The following is a 19,424-nucleotide window of genomic DNA, read 5'->3' as shown; positions in this document are numbered from 1 at the left end:
TTCGGTATCCCTACATTATATTTCAACCTACATGAAACGAATATTATCCGCCGCAGAGATACTGGTCATAGTTATTATCGCCATCGTACCTGTATTTGCCAGTTTCCCCTACCGTATTAATATCTTTTTATCCTGGGAAGGGGCTTACCGCATGTCTCAGGGTCAGGTACCGTACCAGGATTTCGGTATGCCGGTTGGATATATGTATTGGGTGATACCCGCTATGTTCTTTAAGATATTCGGCGCCCAGTTGATCACGCTGATCAAAGCGCAGGCTTTTATCAACCTGCTGGCGGGGCTCGCCTTCCGCTCTATCTTTAAAAGCATCGGCGTACAGCCGGGCATCCGCTTCGCATCGGTGCTGGTATTCTGTCTTTCTTATACTTTCTTCAATTACTGGCCCTGGTATAATCATACGGTTATCGTGTATGAGCTGATCGGTTTGGCCTTCCTGATGAAATTCCTGTTTGCTGCAGAGAGCCGCTGGAAGTATGCCTGGCTGGTAGCTTCGGGCTTCTTTATATTCTGTTCTTTCTTTACCAAGCAGGATGGCGGCGCCCTGGGCATGCTGATCTGCCTGGCTTTGCTGGGATATACAGCGCTTACTGAAAAGAAATGGCTGCCACTGGTGGTGTTTGTTGCCACCGTGTTCGTGACCGGCCTTGCCATGATACTGCCTGTTACCGGTACTTTCGGTTACTGGTTCAACCACGGTCAGCCTCCGCACAGCTCGCGCATGTCGATCAGTGATATCCTGCGTGATTTCCTGGCGGGATCGCAGTGGCTGAAATTCTACCTGGTGATCATCGTATTGTTGCTGATGGTGGCGATCAAGAACTGGAAAGAGTATTGGCTGAATAAGCAGCAGATGATCTTTACGTTGCTTACGCTGGGCATCCTGGCGGAGGCAGCCATCTTCCAGGTGACCAGCTATGTACCGGTAGACAATAATATCTTCTTCCACAGTTTTGCTTTCGTATTTATCATATCGCTGTTCTCGTTGTTATTGCCTATCAAGTTCGATACCTGGAAGCCGGCCATTGTTTTGGCTGCTGGCGTATTGCTGTGGTGGAGCCAGGCTTACTGGAAGTACATCGACCGTTTTGTGTTGAAGAGCAGTGGTGAATCTTATACCACCATGACGCATGGCGGGCATACTTACGCCAACGTGGTTAACCGCAATACCTATATCATCGATCTGGATACCACCGATATTCCGCTGGACCAATGGCGCACGCCCAAGTTGAAGTCGTTTGAAAAGGTGCTGCTGCCCAACCCCACTGTTGATGGCATCGAGCGCCTGATGAATATGGACCTGGTGAAGAACGGCAAGAACCTGAAGGTGCTGAACATGTCGGAGCTGACGCCGCTGGCTGCAGAAATTCCTTTTGAGCTGGAGCGTGGGTCCGAATATCCTTTGTGGTTTCACAAGGGTGTGGGGATGTTTGATAAGGAGACCAACATGTTTATCGACCGTATTAAAAACAAGCACTACGATCTTGTATTGTTCGAATACATTCCCTACCTCAACAACTTTTATCCCTTCTCTGTGCGGGAGGCCCTGCAAGCCAATTACAAGAAAGTCGATGTGTTTGTAGCTCCCCGCAAGCCCAGCTCTGATGCCTGGGTGGAGGTGTATGTGAAGCCGTAATTATTGTTTCCATAAAGCGGCTGCGCCCAGCATGGGCGCTTGTTCTCCTTTCTGCGCAGGTAAGACCTGCATGGTAGAGCCATTGCTTTCCAACACAGCTTGCATGGGTGGAATGAATAAATCCCAGGCGCGGGCAATATTGCCGCCGATGATGAGGGCATCCTGGCTGCCGGGTGGGAATTGTTTTAAGAGTATGTGGGCGAGGTTTTTACCAAAGGTGGTGAACAGGTTGCGGACTTCGGATTCTGTGGTATACTTGTCTGCCAGTTCACGGACACCACTCACCTGACCGCTGTATTGCTGCAGGAACCACCTTGTAGAGATGTAATCTTCGGCCATGCCATCGAGGTAAGGCAGTTTGTATAATCCGCCGGCGTATGTAACTCCGTTGTGGTACCAGGCTGAGCCAAGGCCAGTGCCGAGGGTAATGCCTACTACACGTTGGCGGCATAAGTCTTCCCGGTCACAGATCTCACCCAGCAGGTATGCCGTAGCATCGTTCATCATTCTGATGTGTGCAGGGACGATGTGCAGCCGCTCTGCCAGCATTGTCTTTATGTTCAAGCCATACAACTGCTCGTACTTGCCGAGGCCCTGTATGTAACTAATGCCTTGTTCGTAATCAAAGGGGCCGGGCATAGCCACTCCCAGGTGTAATGCTGCTGAGCGTGGCTGTGCGAGGCTTTCGATCATCGTTGTTGCAAGTACGTCCAATATCTTCTCCGGCGATGCGGCCGGGTCTATTATATGGCGGCGCGTACTGCCAGGAATGATCTTCATGGTGTGCAGATCGACAGCGCAGGCTGTGACATGAGAACCGCCTACATCCATACCTACTACGGTCTTAACAGTAGTCATTTTCTCTACTGCAATTTTATGGTCATGATGCCTTTGGCTGGTAGCACAAATCCGTTTTGCAAAGCGGTAATATCTTCTTCCAACAGGTTGCTTTGTGTGATGGTTACCGGTTGTTTTCTTTTGATCGTAACAGTGCTTTCTTTATCTCCACTGTTGACAAGGTGAACCAGCATGCCTTTGCCATCGTAGCAGGGCTTAACGCCTTCCACATATACATTGGCACCCTCTACCTCGAACAAGGAAGTATTGGAAGCATTACCCTGCGCAGGCGCTGCTACAAACGGACGATGGTTTTCCATGCCGGTTCGGTTGGCCTGATGGGTATTGAACTGTTCATGTATCGTGATGTAATAACGGAAGGTAACGGGTCCTTCCTGATCGGCGCGAAAGTTGGTATGCCACAGGTTGTTCATGACCCATGAATAAAGGTGTGATGACTGATTGGTATATCTCATCCACAAGGGGGAGAGTCTAAGACCTCCCAACAATCCACCTGTAGTTATATTGCCGATCTGAAACAGCGGCGCATCGAGGCTGGACAAGGTAACACCATAATCGGCATTGGAGATATCTACCCAACGTTGCATGGTGTACCAGTTGCGATTGGAATGGGTAAGCTGGTCTGCTTCTGCTTCTATGCTGCCCCAGGGAATGTTGTAGCGAACTTGTGGTTTATCAACTGTAAAGGGGAACGCAAAATGAACGGCTTCTTTGGAACGGATCGCCTGCTTGTCGACCATGTTGATGACTTCAACACGATCTATGCCATTGATCAATCTTATTTCTGTTTCCAGTTTATTAGCGCCCGGCGCATCGGCTGTTATCTGTAAACTCATCAATACCGGTCCGATCTCTTTCACGGTGATCTTCGCGTTGCGGGCTGTTACCATTTTACTTACTGAATCGCCGGGGAGGTACATGTATTTATTGAAACCTGTACCGTCGACCAACTTTCTGTTGCTGCCTTTTTTCTCGATGCCTTCGATGGTGCCTGTGGCTTTGTCAATATTTATTTTGTATAGGTCGTTTTCAATGGCGGCGGCAGACGCAGGAGCGCTTACTATTGCCGCTTTCCCTTTTTGAATGGTGAACCTGCTTTTGCCCAATGCCGGAATATTCTCAGCAACGAATACCAATTCTCCTGTGGACAGTCTTTGTGCAGCTATCTTCTCTCCTTTTTCGTTGACAACGATGTCACCAGCTTTGCTCATAGCAGCAGAAACGGTTACAAGATCAGTGCGTGGCCATGACAGGGTATTGAATACGTCGATGTTATTGCCGGAAGTTTTGCCCATGTCCAATGCTTTGCGCATCAGCTCATCTGTTTGTTTTTGTGCGTCGAGTGCAAAGGACTGTTTGATCTTCCATTGTTCTTTTACTTTGGGATCGTCGGGCTCTCCTACACTGTTGTGCGCTCCCCAGGTGTGCTCACTAAACAGGAGCAGGTTTTTCCAGGCTGTGCGGAAATCATTGCCCGGGTAGGCTGCTTTATTCTTAATGGCCCAGATAGCATCGGCTTGTTGCAGCTTATCGGAGGTTACGCGGTTGATGCCGGTTTCACGGGCGGCAGAGCCCAGTCCATCGGTCCAGTATTCTGTGTAATCGCCGGAGAGTTCGGGTATACTGCCCTGGTACTTCTGCTCAAAGGCATCGAAGAACTGCTGGGTGGTGGTGATCACCAGTTTGGGTGAAGCATATTTTTCATTCCATGCTTTTACGGCATCGGGCAATTCCGGATCGATGGGCGCATTATCACTCATCGCCCACGTAAGAATCGTCATATCATATGGAAAGGCCTTTTGTTCCAGGCCTGACAGGTAGCCAAATAAGTACGGATTAAGAAAGTTCTCGGAGGGTTTGCCGGTGTAGAAGGGTTTGGGGTCTTCAACTGTAAAGAAGTTCGGGATCTTGCTTCCTTTCAATGCGTAGCCTATCGAGTAGGGCTGGCATTGCCAGAACAGCATTTTATTTTTGCCGGAAGGTGCTATAAGGTAGAAGGGTTTATCCTGCCATTGGGCCAGGTGGCCAATACGATCGGATGCGTTGGGGCCAGACAGGAAGTATTTGATGCCTGTTTGCTCGGCTTGTGTGGCCAATCCCCAGGAAGAGCCGGGTACATCGCCCTGGAACAATGTCTTGATCGTGACTCCCTGCAGTTTTGCTTCTTTCGTGGCGTCATAAAACATCTGCATCAATTGGCGTGAATCGGTAACGCTCGTATTGATGTTGCCGTAAGCGCCATCAACCCCAATCCATCCTTTGCGCACGGCATCCCAGAATGTTTTTTTCTTTGCTTCATCTGCCTGCTTCAGATAGTTGTCTACTACCCACATGGCTTCGGTATTCCATTTAAAGCGTGCTTCTGCCGGGTAGCTCTGTGTTTTAGCAGCTAATGCAATGGACTCGTCAATATTATCCATGTGCAGCTTCAACACTTTAGGTTGCACATTGGTGTAGCCTACATCCACGTGTGAATGCGGCAGCACATACACTGTCCATTTGCGGGAAGGAGGCACCATGCAACGGGCATGTAATGTTTGCCGGCCAGCCTGTACCGCAACGGTTGCCTGTACATCTTTGGTAACGGGTGCGCCGGGCAAGGGCAGCTCAAATGATTCCAACCCTTCCTGTGAAGCTGGAATGGTAACTTGTTGGGTAAGGCCGTTGAAAGAAACTGTGACTACGGTTTCGGCAAAGCATTTACCGCCTTTAAAGGATAACCGGGCCATGCGGCATTCTTTGCCGTTGTATTTCAGGTAGGCTGTTGCCGGTTGCAGTTCAACAGCTGTGAAAGTACCGCCCGAGGTAGCCTGGCGGGCAAAAGTGGTTACGGAAACCAGGGCAAGGATCAATATTAAACAGGGTTTACCTTTCATGGGGCTGCTTTTATCGTTGATGTTTAATTAGTTAGTTATTTTAAAAGATATATGTTTGTACATATTCAATATGTACAAACATACAAGATTCGGGATTCATATCAATAATTTGTTTTCAAGTACTTAATCCCGCCCTGTTTGGTGTACTTTTTTTGGATCTTATACTGCATTTTTAGTATATTACAGGTAGAAGGGTGATCGACGTTGCAACGGCAACCTTTTAGGAAACGCTATTTTGATCAAACCCGCCAGGGGACTGGATTTGCCAATCCAGTATAATATATTTCCGCGTCCAGCCTGCATTTGAGCCCTGTTGTCTTACTATTCCCTTACTACTGTCTTACTATTGCCTTACTATTACCTTACTATTGCTATGGAGTATCTATAGAGCTGCTATGGGAGAACTATGGAGGAGCTATAGGAAGACTGTGACAGGGGTATGGAATATCCTTAAATTACCCCACCAACTGCCAAATCATGGCCTGGACGCTTACATTTGCGCAAAGAATTCACTATCAGCAGCAGGGGAACAAATATTCTGGCCAGTCCGATCGAATACCTGAAGGGGGTTGGCCCTCAACGGGCGGAGCTTTTGCAGAAAGAGCTGGGAATCTTTACGTTCAAAGACCTGCTGGAGCATTTCCCTTATCGCCACATCGACCGGACCAAGGTAAGCCTGATCCGGGAAATCAACCCGGGAACGGACTTTATCCAGATCGCCGGCCGGATTACCAGCGTGGGCATTATGGGTGAAAAACGGGCTAAAAGGCTGGTCGCTGAAATACGGGATGCTTCCGGGACGCTGGAACTCATCTGGTTCCAGGGCATCAACTGGATCGAGAAGATGCTGACTATCGGGAGCACTTACCGGGTGTTTGGGAAAGTAAGCTTTTTCCAGGCTTCGGCGCAGATGACGCACCCTGAGATTGAAGCTGTAACGGAGGAGGCCAATACCGGGCGTAATTTCCTGGAACCCGTCTATTCCACTACCGAAAAGCTGAAGGCCCGCGGGCTGGGGGCCCGGCAGATCGCCAAGCTCACGCAGTCGCTGTTCATGCACCTGAGTGAGAAGGAGCTTCCGGAAAACCTGCCTGATTATGTAATTCAGCCGCTTCAATTGGTGCCGCGCTACCGGGCGCTCTCGCATATTCACTTTCCTCCTTCTACAGAGGCGTGGGAGCAGGCCATGAACAGGCTGAAATTCGAAGAGTTTTTTATCGCTCAGTTACGTATGCACCTGGTAAAAGCCAAACGGCACCGCTATTCGCGTGGTGTGGTTTTTGGCCAGGTGGGTGACATTTTTAATACTTTTTACGAAAAATACCTGCCTTTTGAACTGACCGGGGCGCAGAAAAGGGTGATCAAGGAGATCAGGAAGGATACGGGCAGTGGCAAGCAGATGAACCGCCTGCTACAGGGTGATGTGGGAAGCGGGAAAACTATTGTGGCACTGCTGGTGATGTTGCTGGCGGCTGATAATGGCTACCAGAGCTGTCTGATGGCGCCTACTGAAATACTGGCACGTCAGCACTTTGCCGGGCTTACCCGGCTGCTGAAAGACCTTCCGGTGAACATCCGTATTCTTACCGGCACTACCAAGGCTGCCGAACGGCGGGCCATCTTGAAAGGGCTTGAACAGGGCGAGGTCCAGTTGCTGGTAGGTACGCATGCCGTGATAGAGGATACTGTTCAATTCAAAAACCTTGGTATTGCCATCGTGGATGAGCAGCATCGGTTTGGCGTGGCTCAGCGGGCCAAATTGTGGGCCAAGGCGGCGATCCCTCCGCACATGCTGGTAATGACCGCCACTCCTATTCCGCGTACGCTGGCGATGACAGCTTATGGCGACCTGGATTACAGCGTCATGGACGAGCTGCCCCCCAACCGGAAACCTATTTTAACCGTACATCGTTATGAGACGGCGCGCAGCCAGGTGATGGGTTTTATCAAGGCTGAGATTGAAAAGGGCCGGCAGGCTTATATCGTTTTTCCGCTTATTGAAGAATCTGAAAAGCTGGATTACGAGAACCTGATGAAGGGGTATGAAAATGTGCAGGCTTATTTTCCCGAACCCAAGTATTGGATGAGCATGGTGCATGGACGGCAAACGGCTGATATACGGGAAACCAACATGCAACGTTTCAAGAACCACGACACTCACATAATGGTTGCCACTACCGTGATTGAAGTTGGTGTGGATGTGCCCAATGCCAGCGTAATGGTGATAGAGAATGCAGAGAAATTTGGTTTATCGCAATTGCATCAGTTGCGCGGGCGTGTGGGACGGGGAGCCGAGAAGAGTTTTTGCATTTTATTAACAAGCTCTAAACTCAACAATGATGCCACTGAACGGTTAAAGACGATGTGTGAGACCACTGATGGTTTTAAGGTTGCGGAAAAGGATCTTGAACTGCGTGGTCCAGGTGATATTGAAGGTACTCGTCAAAGTGGTGTATTGAATTTCAAACTGGCTAACATTCTGGAGGACAGGCAATGGCTTGAGGCGGCCCGGGAAGTGGCAGAAAAGATCGCAGAAACAGATCCAGACCTTAGTTCGGCAGAAAATTTGCGGCTAAAGGAATATCTGCAATCCTTACAGGGAAAAACCGCCTGGAGTAAAATTTCGTAGATTATAAGCTCATATTCTGTATTCGATCATACATATATCCAATTCTATTGAAAAAAAGCTACTCTTTTATAGCTTAACAGCCCCAATAATCAACTGTTTATACTGGTTTAAAATTGTATTAAAAACCCTTCATTCTCAATAAGAACGAGGGAGTTCTGACGTTTTTATTAAGTAATTTGTAAAAAATACATCTTGGGCAGGAAAAGTTTGATAGTTACTGTGCTCCTCGTTGCCGCCACTCTACAGATCGCTGCGCAAAGTGGTAATTCATCGTTTGAATTCACGGAGAATAAGGGTCAGTGGAACAAGCAGGTAAGGTTTAAGGGGGAGGTTTCTGCCGGTGCTTTTTACCTGCAGAAGAATGGTTTTACTGTTGTTCAACATAATGGCGATGACCTCAATAGTTTTTTTCACCGTCACCATGAAGCTGATGAGAATCCCGGTGGCATCAACCGCCCTGACCGGGGGCCTAACAAGGGTAAGCCGGGCACAGGACAACCCGCTCCTATCCCACCCGTGATCCGCTCGCATGCTTATCGTGTACAGTTTGTAGGTGCTGATGAGAATAGTATTGTTGTACCAGATAAACAGGTTCAAACGAATACCAGTTATTTTATTGGCAATGATCCTTCGAAATGGGCTGCGAATGTGCCCGTTTATCAAGCTATCGTTTACAAGAATATTTATCCCAATATCGATGTGCGTTATTACTCTGAGTATGGCCGGCTGAAGTATGATATCATTGTTCATCCGGGTGGCGATGTCAGTAAGATCGCCATGAAGTATGAAGGGGCTGATAAATTATCTGTCAAGAAGAATGAGCTGATCATTAAAACTTCTGTAGGTGAATTGAAGGAGTTGTATCCTTACACTTACCAGTTTGACATGACCAATGGTAAAAAGGAAGTGGGTTGTTATTATGAACTGATCGATGGTAATACCATCAAGTTCCGTGTAGACAATTATTCCAAAACCAGCACGCTTGTTATCGACCCTACGCTTGTGTTTTGTTCTTTTACCGGTAGCCCGGCCAATCAATATGGCTATACAGCTACGCCCGGCCCAGACGGTTCTCTTTATTCAGGTGGTATTGTTTTCGGTGCCGGCTTCCCTACAACTCCCGGTGCTTATCAAACCGGTTATGTTGGTGGTGATGATGTGGAAGGATTGGGAGGTATCGATATGGGTATCTTCAAATTTACGCCTGATGGACGTCGCTCTTACGCCACTTACCTCGGAGGCAACAGGAACGATTATCCGCATAGTCTTATTTGTGATAACCAAGGCAACCTGGTCGTGATGGGTAAAACTTATTCTACCAACTGGCCGGGCACTTTAAGGGGCTCCGGTGGTGGATCGGATATTGCCGTAGCTAAATTGAATGCCAATGGTACTGGTCTTATCGGCGGATTACGGATTGGCGGTGGCGGGGATGATGGTGTAAATATCTCCAACCAGATCGAGAGTGGTGGTTCTCAAAAATCAACTGTACGTTTTTATGGTGATGACTCCCGAAGTGAAGTGATACTGGATAATGCCGGTAATATTTACATTGCCGCGCAAACGCAATCAACCGGTACCAGCAATCCTTTTCCTGCCTCTGCTACTTCTTTCCAACCTGGCCCTGGCGGCAACCAGGATGGTGTGGTGATCAAGATCAATCCGACTTGTACTGATATGATATGGGCCAGTTTTCTCGGTGGCTCCAAGGATGATGGCGCCTTTGTATTGGCGATCAATCCTGCCGACAATGACATTTATGTTGGTGGTGCTACTACCAGTGATAATTTTCCGCCGGCCAGTAAGCCGGGTGTTTACCAAGGTACTTACCAGGGAGGTGTTGCGGATGGTTTCGTGGCACGCATTTCTAATGATGGGACTACTTTGCGCAACAGCACTTATTTAGGAACCGGATCATTTGATGCGGTATATGGCCTCAAGTTCGACAGGAATAATATTCCTTATGTGATGGGTGTTACAGAAGGCGCCTGGCCGGTAGTAAACGCCACTTATAGTGTTGCCAATTCAAAACAATTTGTGGCCAAGCTACAGCCTAATCTGTCGGGCTTTATTTATTCTACTGTATTTGGTAATGGTTCTGCACGGCCTAATATTTCTCCTGTGGCTTTCCTCGTAGACCGTTGTGAGAATGTCTATATATCCGGCTGGGGTGGATGGCTGGAACCCACCAACCGCGATCCTTACAATATGGACGGCATTGCTAATATGCCTCTGACGCCCGATGCCATCAAGCCCACTACTGATAACCGTGATTTTTATTTCATTGTGATCAAACGTGATGCTACTCAATTGTTGTATGGTACTTATTTTGGTCAAACCGGTGGTGAAGGGGAGCACGTGGATGGCGGTACCAGCCGGTACGACTCGGAGGGTGTTATTTACCAGGCTATCTGCGCCAACTGTTTTGGTTCTGCTGAATATCCCATTACGCAGTCTTTCCCTACTACGCCGGGCGTGTGGGCTGAAAGGAATGGCAGTCCTCAATGTAACCTTGCGGCTGTAAAGATCGCTTTCAACTTTGCGGGGGTAGGCTCTGGCCCCAAGGCTTATTTCAACAACCTGCCTGATACTGTTGGTTGTGTGCCTTTCACGCTCAATTTCCGTGATACCGTGCGGAATGCTCAAAGTTATGAGTGGGATTTCGATGGTGATGGGGTGAATGATCTTGTTACACCTACTTACAACGCAACGTATACTTTCAATGCGGTTGGCGCTTACCGGGTAAGGCTTATCGCTGTTGATCCAAATAGTTGTAACCAACGTGATACAGCTTATGTAACCATCCGGGTAAAGAATGATCCGGCTGATCTTAAGTTCCATGCTGTGAAGGATGGCCCTTGTGAATCTTTGGGCTTCAACTTTATCAATGAGTCTGTTGCTCCTCCGGGCAAACCGTTTGGCCCTAACAGCTTTGCGTGGGATTTTGGTGATGGTACGCCCATTGTGCCTACCAATCAGGACCCTGTAAAACACTATTTCACAGCAGCGGGCACCTACCCGATCCGGCTGATATTGCTGGATACCAGTTATTGTAATGGTGGCGACTGGCTGCCTTTGAATCTTGGTGTTGTAGATAATGTAGATGCACGGGTCAATACGCCTTCAATGGGCTGTGCTCCTTATAATGCTTTCTTCGACAACGTTTCTTTGGGTGGTCATGATTATTTCTGGGATTTTGGCGACGGCACTACCTCCACTGAAATGAGCCCCACGCATCTTTATAACAATATTGGTAAGTATACTATCAAGTTGATGGTGCTGGACAGCAATACCTGTAACAAGAAGGATTCACTGACCTTTGAGATCACGGTGAATACGAAGCCTACTGCGGCATTCAGTGTAACGCCTATCCCACCTCAGATCAATAAGCCCACGACATTCCTGAATCAATCGATCGGTGGGACCGAATATCGCTGGTTCTTTGGAGATGAGGATTCGCTTGTTACCAAGACTATGGAAAACGTAATCCATCAATATAATACAGCGGGCAAGTTCATGGCTAAGCTTGTGACCTATAATGAGTTTGGCTGTTCGGATATCGATACGCTAACGATAGAATCGTTGATCGATCCTTTGCTGGACGTTCCTAATGCCTTTACACCAGGCAGGGGCAACAGGGCCAGCGTGGTGAAAGTGGCCGGTTTTGGCATCATCAATATGAGCTGGCGCATTTATAACCGGTGGGGCCAAAAGGTATTTGAAACCAACAACCGGAATACCGGATGGGATGGTACTTTCCAGGGCAAATTGCAGCCGATGGATGTTTATACCTACACGCTGGACGTGGTGTTTAGTGATGGGAGGACACAGCGAAAAACGGGCGATATAACATTGATACGATAGGGAATTAATGATTGGTTAAAGCCAACCACTTGAGCGGGTATAACCGTATATTTAATAACGCAAGGTCGAAGGGGTTCCGGGAGCCTTAACATTAAAAAATTGACTATGTGTGAGCAAAGGGGGTACTTTAAGACATTTTTTGTTTTATTGCTGGGCGGATTGCTGATGAATCAGCGATCGGACGCGCAGGACCTGCACTTTTCTCAATGGTTCAACTCCCCGCTGACTACCAACCCGGCGAATACTGGTTTTATTCCTGATGCCGATTACCGAATCGGCGCCAATTACCGCAACCAATGGTCGAACGTAATGGCGGTTCCTTACAAAACTTTCAGTGTATGGGGCGATGCCCAGGTGCTTCGCGACCGGATTGAAAGTGGCTGGTTGGGATTGGGTGGCGTGATCCTGCGTGATGTGGCCGGCTCCAGTCAACTGACGTCTACCAAAGTATACGCTTCTGCGGCCTACCACCAGATGCTGGGCATAGCACACCTGCTGTCTGCCGGTTTCAATGTGGGCTGGTCGAACAAACGCATCAATACTGCCGCGCTGAAATTTCCTGATCAGTTTGATGGTAAATTCTTTGATTCCAATTTCCCTTCGGATGGGATACCAGATGCCACCAACGTCAATTATTTCGATGTACAGTTTGGTGTGAACTATGCTTTTTTCCCTACTGATAAGATCTATGTCAATGGGGGTGTGAGTGCCTGGCATATCAACCGCCCCCGGGAGTCATTCTTCAATAGTGACCCTATAGGATATGATTCACGGATATCACCTCGCTACAATGGGTTTATAAATGCCAGCCTGAAAGTGACTGATGATGTGATCATCAATCCGATGGCATACTATAGCATGCAGGCAAAATCCAATGAACTGGTTGCCGGTGGTTATGCTCAATATGATCTGTCGGGTGATGGCGAGATGCAATTACTGGGTGGTGTATATTACCGCCCTGGTGATGCTTTTGTGCCTATGCTCGGCTTTGAATATAAAAATATTCGTCTTACCTTCTCTTACGACGCTACAACATCCTCCCTGAAACAATATAACAATAGCCGGGGCGCTTATGAGTTTTCATTGATGCACCGTGGCTTTTATGATGAATACAATGGCGACAAGAGACAGTCGCTTTGTCCTACATTCAAATATTAAGTTTTCAGGGATTGTGTAGCAGCAAAGCCTGCTGGACTTTTATGTAATTATAAAAGCGATCCCTTGAACAGGAAATACCTGATAGTTATCCCTATTCTGCTTGCCGCCTTGCAGCTGACTGCACAGAGTGGTGCTTCTTCATTTGATTTCATCGAGAATAAAGGGCAGTGGGAAAAACAGGTACGGTTCAAGAGTAGTTTATCGACCGGCGCTTTCTTTCTTCAACAGAATGGTTTTACGGTAGTACAACACAATGGCGATGACCTCAATAGTTTCTTCGACCGTAATCATGAAGATGAGGTATCCCGGCTTAGCCGCCCCGACAGGGGTCCCGGAAAGCCTTCCGGCCCTCCTCCTGCGCCACTGGTGGTTCGCTCTCATGCTTACCGGGTACAGTTTGCCGGTGCCAATGAGAAGAGTGTAGCCGTGCCGGAGAAACCCGTACCTACCCATACCAGCTATTTCATGGGGAATGATCCTTCACAATGGGCCACTGATGTGCCCGTGTATCAGGCTATCGTATATAAAGACATTTATCCCAATATCGATATCCGCTATTATTCTGAATATGGGCGTTTGAAGTATGATCTTATCATTCGTCCCGGCGGCGATGTCAGTAAGATTGCCATGCAATATGAGGGTGCAGATAAGCTACAGGTGAAGAATAATGAGCTGATCATTAAAACATCGGTGGGCGACCTGAAGGAATTGTATCCTTACACGTATCAGTTTGATATGGCAACGGGCAAGAAAGAAGTGGCCTGCCGTTATGAACTGGTGAATGGTAATACGGTCAGGTTCCGCGTAGATAATTATTCGAAAGCCAGTACGCTGGTGATCGACCCCACGCTGGTATTTTGTTCTTTCACTGGTAGTACGGCCGACCAGTATGGCTACACAGCCACGCCCGGCCCTGATGGCTCCCTGTATTCCGGCGGCATTGTATTCGACAGGGGCTTCCCTACAACTACCGGTGCTTATCAGGTAGACTTTCAGGGCGGCACCAGCACAGCCGGTGGCAAGGGTATCGACATGGGCATCTTTAAATTTACTCCTGATGGTCAGCGCTCTTATGCTACTTATCTCGGTGGCAATGGCAACGACTATCCTCATAGTCTTATATGTGACGCGCAGGGTAACCTCGTGATCATGGGGAAAACCACTTCAACCAACTACCCGGGTATATTGAAGGGTAAGGGTGGTGGCAGTGATATTGTGGTTACCAAGCTCAATGCAGGAGGAACTGCTATTATTGGTTCTCTACGTATCGGCGGCACTGCGAATGATGGTGTAAATATCAAAGACCAGGTGGGCGCCAGCATGGCCCCTAATAGCACTTTCCGTTTTTATGGTGATGATTCGCGGAGTGAGGTAATACTGGATGGAAATAACAACATTTATGTAGCTGCTCAAACGCAATCATCCGGTGCCACTGATGGTATGCCTGTAACGACCGGTGTATTTCAGGGCGGCTTCGGTGGTGGGCAGCAGGATGGAACTGTGATGAAGATCAATGCTGCCTGTAATGATATTATCTGGTGTAGTTATATTGGCGGCACCGGTACCGATGGTGCTTTTGTGTTGTCGCTTAATCCTACCAATAATGAGTTGTATGTAGCAGGAACTACTACCAGCACTGACCTGCCGCCGGCCAGCAAGCCAGGGGTTTATCAACCAACTTATACAGGCGGCTTAACAGATGGTTTTATTGCCCGTATATCCAATGACGGCACCACTCTCATCAATACTACCTACGTGGGCACTACCTCTTTTGATGCGGTGTATGGCCTTAAGTTCGACAGGAGCGGTATTCCTTACATTATGGGGGTTACGGAAGGGAACTGGCCCGTGCAAAATGCCGCGTATAGTGTTGCCAATTCAAAGCAGTTTATTGCCAAGGTAAAGCCTGATCTATCGGGGTTCATTTATTCCACCGTTTTTGGCAATGGCTCAGCAAAGCCTAATATATCGCCCGTGGCCTTCCTCGTAGACCGTTGTGAAAACGTGTATATCTCCGGCTGGGGTGGCTGGCTGGTGCCCAATACCAACAATGCGAATATGGATGGGATCGGGAATATGCCGCTTACGCCGGACGCTCTAAAATCTACAACTGATAACCGGGATTTTTATTTCATCGTGATCAAGCGTGATGCTACCGGTTTGTTGTATGGTACCTATTTCGGTCAGACAGGTGGTTTTGGTGAGCACGTGGATGGTGGCACCAGTCGCTATGATGAGCAGGGTGTTATTTACCAGGCTGTTTGCGCCAATTGTGGTCAAGACAGGGACTATCCTATTACGCAGCGTTTTCCTACTACGCCGGGCGTGTGGGCGCCTACCAGTGGCAGCAGGGAGTGTAACCTGGCAGCCATCAAGATCGCATTCAACTTTGCCGGTGTGGCTTCCGGCCCCAAGTCTTATTTCAATAACCTGCCGGACACTGTTGGCTGTGTACCTTTCACCATCAGTTTCCGCGACACTGTTCGCAATGCCAAAAGTTATGAATGGGACTTTAATGGTGATGGCGTGACTGATCTTACCACGGCCGACTTTAATGCTACTTATACTTTCAATGCCATTGGTACTTACCGGGTAAGGCTGATCGCTGTGGACCCTACCAGTTGTAATCAACGGGATACTGCTTACGTCAACATACGGGTGAGGGATGATCCGGCTGACCTCAACTTCAGGGCTGATAAGGATGGACCTTGTGAATCGCTCGGGTTCAAGTTCACCAACCTGTCTGTGCCACCAGCGAGCAAGCCATTCGGTCCAAACACTTTTGCCTGGGATTTTGGTGATGGCACTCCCATTACGCCCACTGGCGCTGCGCCCGTTACGCATGTGTATACAGCGGCCGGTTCTTATGCCGTACGTCTGATATTGCTCGACACCAATTACTGTAATTCGGGTGACTGGAAGCCGTTAAAGCTGGGCGTGGTAGCCAATGTAGATGCACGGGTAAAAACGCCATCTATGGGTTGTGCCCCTTATAATGCGTTCTTCGACAACACCTCACTGGGTGGTCATGATTATTTCTGGGATTTTGGCGATGGGACTACTTCTACTGAGATGAGCCCTACTCACCTCTACAATAATATCGGTACGTATACTATCAAGATGATGGTGGTGGACAGCAACACCTGTAACAAAAAGGATTCGCTGACCTTTACGCTTACCGTGAACACGAAACCAACTGCTGCTTTCAGCATCACTCCTACTACGCCGCAGGTGAACAAGCCTACGACGTTCCTCAATCAATCGATCGGCGGCGTGCGGTATAAATGGTTGTTTGGTGATGAGGATAGCACCATTACTAATGACATGCGTAATGTAATTCATCAGTATAATGCAACCGGCAATTATACTGCCGTGCTGATCACTTATAATGAATTTGGCTGTACTGATGAGGACACGCTTACTGTGCCAGCATTGATCGATCCGCTGCTGGATGTGCCCAATGCTTTTACTCCGGGCAGGGGCAACAGGGCCAGTGTGGTAAAAGTAGCGGGATTTGGCATCGGCAGAATGAGCTGGCGTATTTATAACCGCTGGGGGCAAAAGGTGTTTGAGACCAGTGACCGCAATGCCGGCTGGGATGGCACCTTCCAGGGCAAGCTGCAGCCTATGGATGTATATACTTACACGCTGGACGTGATGTTTACCGATGGAAGGACTCAACGTAAGACGGGGGATATCACCCTTATAAGATAAATGGTATTTGACTAATGGTAGTCATCCCAGGCACTATTTTGGTTATTTTGTAGTAAATAACCATCTCATGAAAATCTTATTGCCTTTCCTCCTGCTCGCCTGCACTATTTCTTTAGTGGCTCAGGATTTACCGGACTCCCGGAAACAGGAGATCGTTTTCCGCAACGTGAATGTGATCCCCATGGATAAGGAGCAGGTGCTGCCTAACCAGGTAGTGATCGTGAAGGATGGCAAAATATCTCTTATAGGTGATGCGCGTACGGTAAAGTATGGCGCCAATGCGCTGGTGATCGATGGCACGGGCAAATACCTGATGCCCGGTCTTGCGGAAATGCATGCGCATGTGCCGCCTAATGATAATGTAGCCGCTAATAAAGAGGTGGTATTGTTGTTTGCCCTGAAAGGTGTTACTACCATTCGCGGCATGCTTGGTCATCCGTATCACCTGGAGCTGCGTAATAAATTGCAAACTGGTGAGATCATCGGCCCTCGTCTCTATACTTCCGGTCCTTCTATCAATGGACAAACTGCCAGTACTGCCGCTGCCGCTGAAAAGCTCGTGCGTGATCAGAAAGCGGCTGGTTATGATTTCCTGAAGCTGCACCCCGGTCTTACCGTAGACAATTTCAATGTGATTGTGAAGACTGCTAAAGAAGTGGGTATTCCTTTTGCCGGCCACGTATCTTATGCGGTAGGCGTTTGGCGGGCGATCGATGCCGGTTATGCTTCGATCGATCATATGGATGGCTTTGTAGAAAGTCTCGTACCTGGCATTGAGAATATAGCAGAACAACAGACGGGTCTTTTTGCCACGTTCATAGGCCACCAGGCTGATGAATCGCGCATTCCGAAACTCATGAAGGGCTTGCACGATCATAATATCTGGGTGGTGCCTACTCAGGCGCTGGCAGAAAGGTGGATCTCTCCCGACAAATCTCCGGAAGCCTTGGGCCAGGAGGCTGAGATGGTGTATATGTCTCCCAACACTGTCAATAGCTGGGTAAATACCAAAAAGAACCTGATCAGTAATCCTAATTATAAGCCTGCTGATGTGCGGAAGTTTATCGAAGTGCGCAGGAAACTAATCAAGGCCTGCCAGCAAAATGGTGTAGGAATATTATTGGGTTCTGATGCGCCGCAAGTGTTTGACGTGCCTGGTTTTTCGCTGCACCATGAATTGCAGTATATGGTGGATGCAGGTCTTACGCCTTATGAGGCACTGCGCACCGGCACTGTTAATCCTGCCGTGTACCTGAAGCGTAGTGATGCAGGTGTGATCAAGACCGGTGCTGTGGCTGATCTCTTATTGCTTAACAGCAATCCGCTGAAAGATATCAAGGCTACTCAACAGATAGAAGGTGTGTGCCTTGCCGGGCGGTGGCTTGACAAGGGTTACATCGATGCAACACTGAAGACGTTGGAGAAAAAATAATTTATCGATGCTGGTTATAAAAATTGGGCGGGATCGATTGGCGTAACAGCTCCAGTTCTTCATCGGATAATATAGGTGACTCTATAGCCTTCACTGCTTCTTCCAATTGTTGTGGAGTGCGTATGCCTACTACTGCTGATGTAATACCGTGTTGCTGCAATACATAACGTAAGGCTACTTGTGTGGCGCCGCGCAGTGGTGTGGTCAGCGATTGAATGACAGCGGCTGCACGGGCCACTTCCTCTTCTGTGTGATCGAGGTAAGCGGCGGCTGGTTTATCGATCAGTAATCCTTTTGCGACACTTCCCCGCGTCACTACTCCGATGTTATTTTCCTTAAGCATATGCAGACAACTTTCCTCCGGGCGCCTGTCGAGCAGGCTGTACTGCATCATGACGCTGGCTATTTTTGATCGTTGTATATATTCCCGTATTACATTGGGCCTGATGGATGATATTCCATAATAACGGATCTTTCCCTGCTGTTGTAATAGCTCAAATGCTTCAATGGTTTCATCGATCGGATCTTCGATGGTGCCACCATGCAGTTGGTAGAGATCGATAAAATCGGTTTGTAATCTTCTCAGGCTTTCTTCTACCGATGCAATGATATATTCTTTGTGTGGATTCCAATCCCATCCTTTGCCATCGGCCCGCGGTTGATTACCAACTTTGGTAGCGATCAATACTTCCTGCCTTCTATCGGCTACGGCCTTGCCTAATATCGTTTCATTACGTCCCTGCTGGTATATATCTGCCGTATCGAAGTAGTTGATGCCGGCCTCTATGGCCTGATGAATGAGCTGTGTATTGACTGCGTCATCCTCTCCCAATGACATGCAACCAAATCCTATCGCGCTGACTTCCAGGGTGGATTGTCCTAATATGTGGTAGTTCATACGTGGTAATTAAGGCTTTAACTGTTCTATAACATGGTACATTATGATTTCTTTAATAAACCTGTGCTGTTTTTCCAGTCTATGTATTAAAGCAACTCATTAACGAAATCATTAAAAATAAAGTTATGAAAACGATCTTATCAATCCTGATGCCGCTTATCGCTATCGTTACCGGTATCGCCAGCTATAATCTTTTTACAGAAGCTAATTATTATTTGTCTGCCATATTTACTGTAGTCTCCTGGTTATCTGCCAGTGTATGGGTATACCTGGTGATTCCCAAAAAGAAAGTGGCTTTACATTAATCGTATTGTTTCTACAGGGTTTTTAACAGGGTTTTTAAC

Annotated in this window: 10 protein-coding genes; 7 read left to right on the top strand and 3 right to left on the bottom strand. The window is 48.1% G+C overall.

Annotated elements, in window-relative coordinates; translation table 11 throughout:
- The first annotated feature begins 31 nt into the window (after nucleotides 1–31).
- Entirely contained in the window at nucleotides 32–1,651 is a 1,620-nt protein-coding gene (locus tag AC5JBY_RS09660; protein WP_495904371.1) for a hypothetical protein, read from the top strand.
- Here the strand turns inward: AC5JBY_RS09660 and AC5JBY_RS09655 are convergent, their stop codons facing one another.
- Both AC5JBY_RS09655 and AC5JBY_RS09650 read right to left on the bottom strand, forming a co-directional pair.
- Nucleotides 1,652–2,509 carry an ROK family protein gene (locus AC5JBY_RS09655; RefSeq protein ID WP_495904370.1) on the bottom strand — a complete coding sequence of 286 codons (858 nt, stop codon included), beginning with the start codon at nucleotides 2,507–2,509 and terminating at the stop codon, nucleotides 1,652–1,654.
- A gap of 5 nt (nucleotides 2,510–2,514) precedes the next feature.
- Nucleotides 2,515–5,385 carry a glycoside hydrolase family 38 C-terminal domain-containing protein gene (locus tag AC5JBY_RS09650; RefSeq protein WP_495904369.1) on the bottom strand — a complete coding sequence of 957 codons (2,871 nt, stop codon included), beginning with the start codon at nucleotides 5,383–5,385 and terminating at the stop codon, nucleotides 2,515–2,517.
- Nucleotides 5,386–5,881: 496 nt separating this feature from the next.
- Between AC5JBY_RS09650 and recG the strand changes: the two genes are divergently transcribed.
- The 5 genes from recG to AC5JBY_RS09625 all read left to right on the top strand — a co-directional run bounded on the left by recG (nucleotide 5,882) and on the right by AC5JBY_RS09625 (nucleotide 18,182).
- Entirely contained in the window at nucleotides 5,882–8,014 is a 2,133-nt protein-coding gene (recG, locus tag AC5JBY_RS09645; protein ID WP_495904368.1) for an ATP-dependent DNA helicase RecG, read from the top strand.
- Nucleotides 8,015–8,206: 192 nt separating this feature from the next.
- Complete coding sequence (locus AC5JBY_RS09640; protein WP_495904367.1) at nucleotides 8,207–11,878, top strand: DUF7948 domain-containing protein; 3,672 nt, start codon at nucleotides 8,207–8,209, stop codon at nucleotides 11,876–11,878.
- Between the two features lie 105 nt (nucleotides 11,879–11,983).
- The gene (locus tag AC5JBY_RS09635) at nucleotides 11,984–13,036 is read left to right on the top strand and encodes a PorP/SprF family type IX secretion system membrane protein (RefSeq protein ID WP_495904366.1); all 1,053 of its coding nucleotides are present in this window, start codon (nucleotides 11,984–11,986) and stop codon (nucleotides 13,034–13,036) included.
- Nucleotides 13,037–13,099: 63 nt separating this feature from the next.
- Nucleotides 13,100–16,750, top strand: coding sequence for a DUF7948 domain-containing protein (locus AC5JBY_RS09630; RefSeq protein WP_495904365.1), 3,651 nt, complete (start codon nucleotides 13,100–13,102; stop codon nucleotides 16,748–16,750).
- Nucleotides 16,751–16,817: 67 nt separating this feature from the next.
- Nucleotides 16,818–18,182: an amidohydrolase family protein gene (locus tag AC5JBY_RS09625; RefSeq protein ID WP_495904364.1), complete on the top strand. Its 1,365-nt coding sequence runs from the start codon at nucleotides 16,818–16,820 to the stop codon at nucleotides 18,180–18,182.
- A 1-nt stretch (nucleotide 18,183) separates the two neighbouring features.
- Here AC5JBY_RS09625 and AC5JBY_RS09620 read toward each other — a convergent pair whose 3' ends face one another.
- The gene (locus AC5JBY_RS09620) at nucleotides 18,184–19,080 is read right to left on the bottom strand and encodes an aldo/keto reductase (protein ID WP_495904363.1); all 897 of its coding nucleotides are present in this window, start codon (nucleotides 19,078–19,080) and stop codon (nucleotides 18,184–18,186) included.
- A gap of 125 nt (nucleotides 19,081–19,205) precedes the next feature.
- Between AC5JBY_RS09620 and AC5JBY_RS09615 the strand changes: the two genes are divergently transcribed.
- Nucleotides 19,206–19,385, top strand: coding sequence for a hypothetical protein (locus AC5JBY_RS09615; RefSeq protein ID WP_495904362.1), 180 nt, complete (start codon nucleotides 19,206–19,208; stop codon nucleotides 19,383–19,385).
- Nucleotides 19,386–19,424: the final 39 nt, after the last annotated feature.

The organism is Paraflavitalea sp., assembly GCF_059502485.1.
This window is presented reverse-complemented; position numbering and strand designations above follow the sequence as displayed.

Coding starts and splice junctions, on each gene's coding strand:
- AC5JBY_RS09615 (WP_495904362.1), top strand. CDS start 19,206: ATGAAAACGATCTTATCAATCCTGATGCCGCTTATCGCTATCGTTACC.
- AC5JBY_RS09635 (WP_495904366.1), top strand. CDS start 11,984: ATGTGTGAGCAAAGGGGGTACTTTAAGACATTTTTTGTTTTATTGCTG.
- AC5JBY_RS09625 (WP_495904364.1), top strand. CDS start 16,818: ATGAAAATCTTATTGCCTTTCCTCCTGCTCGCCTGCACTATTTCTTTA.
- AC5JBY_RS09650 (WP_495904369.1), bottom strand. CDS start 5,385: ATGAAAGGTAAACCCTGTTTAATATTGATCCTTGCCCTGGTTTCCGTA.
- AC5JBY_RS09655 (WP_495904370.1), bottom strand. CDS start 2,509: ATGACTACTGTTAAGACCGTAGTAGGTATGGATGTAGGCGGTTCTCAT.
- AC5JBY_RS09620 (WP_495904363.1), bottom strand. CDS start 19,080: ATGAACTACCACATATTAGGACAATCCACCCTGGAAGTCAGCGCGATA.
- AC5JBY_RS09660 (WP_495904371.1), top strand. CDS start 32: ATGAAACGAATATTATCCGCCGCAGAGATACTGGTCATAGTTATTATC.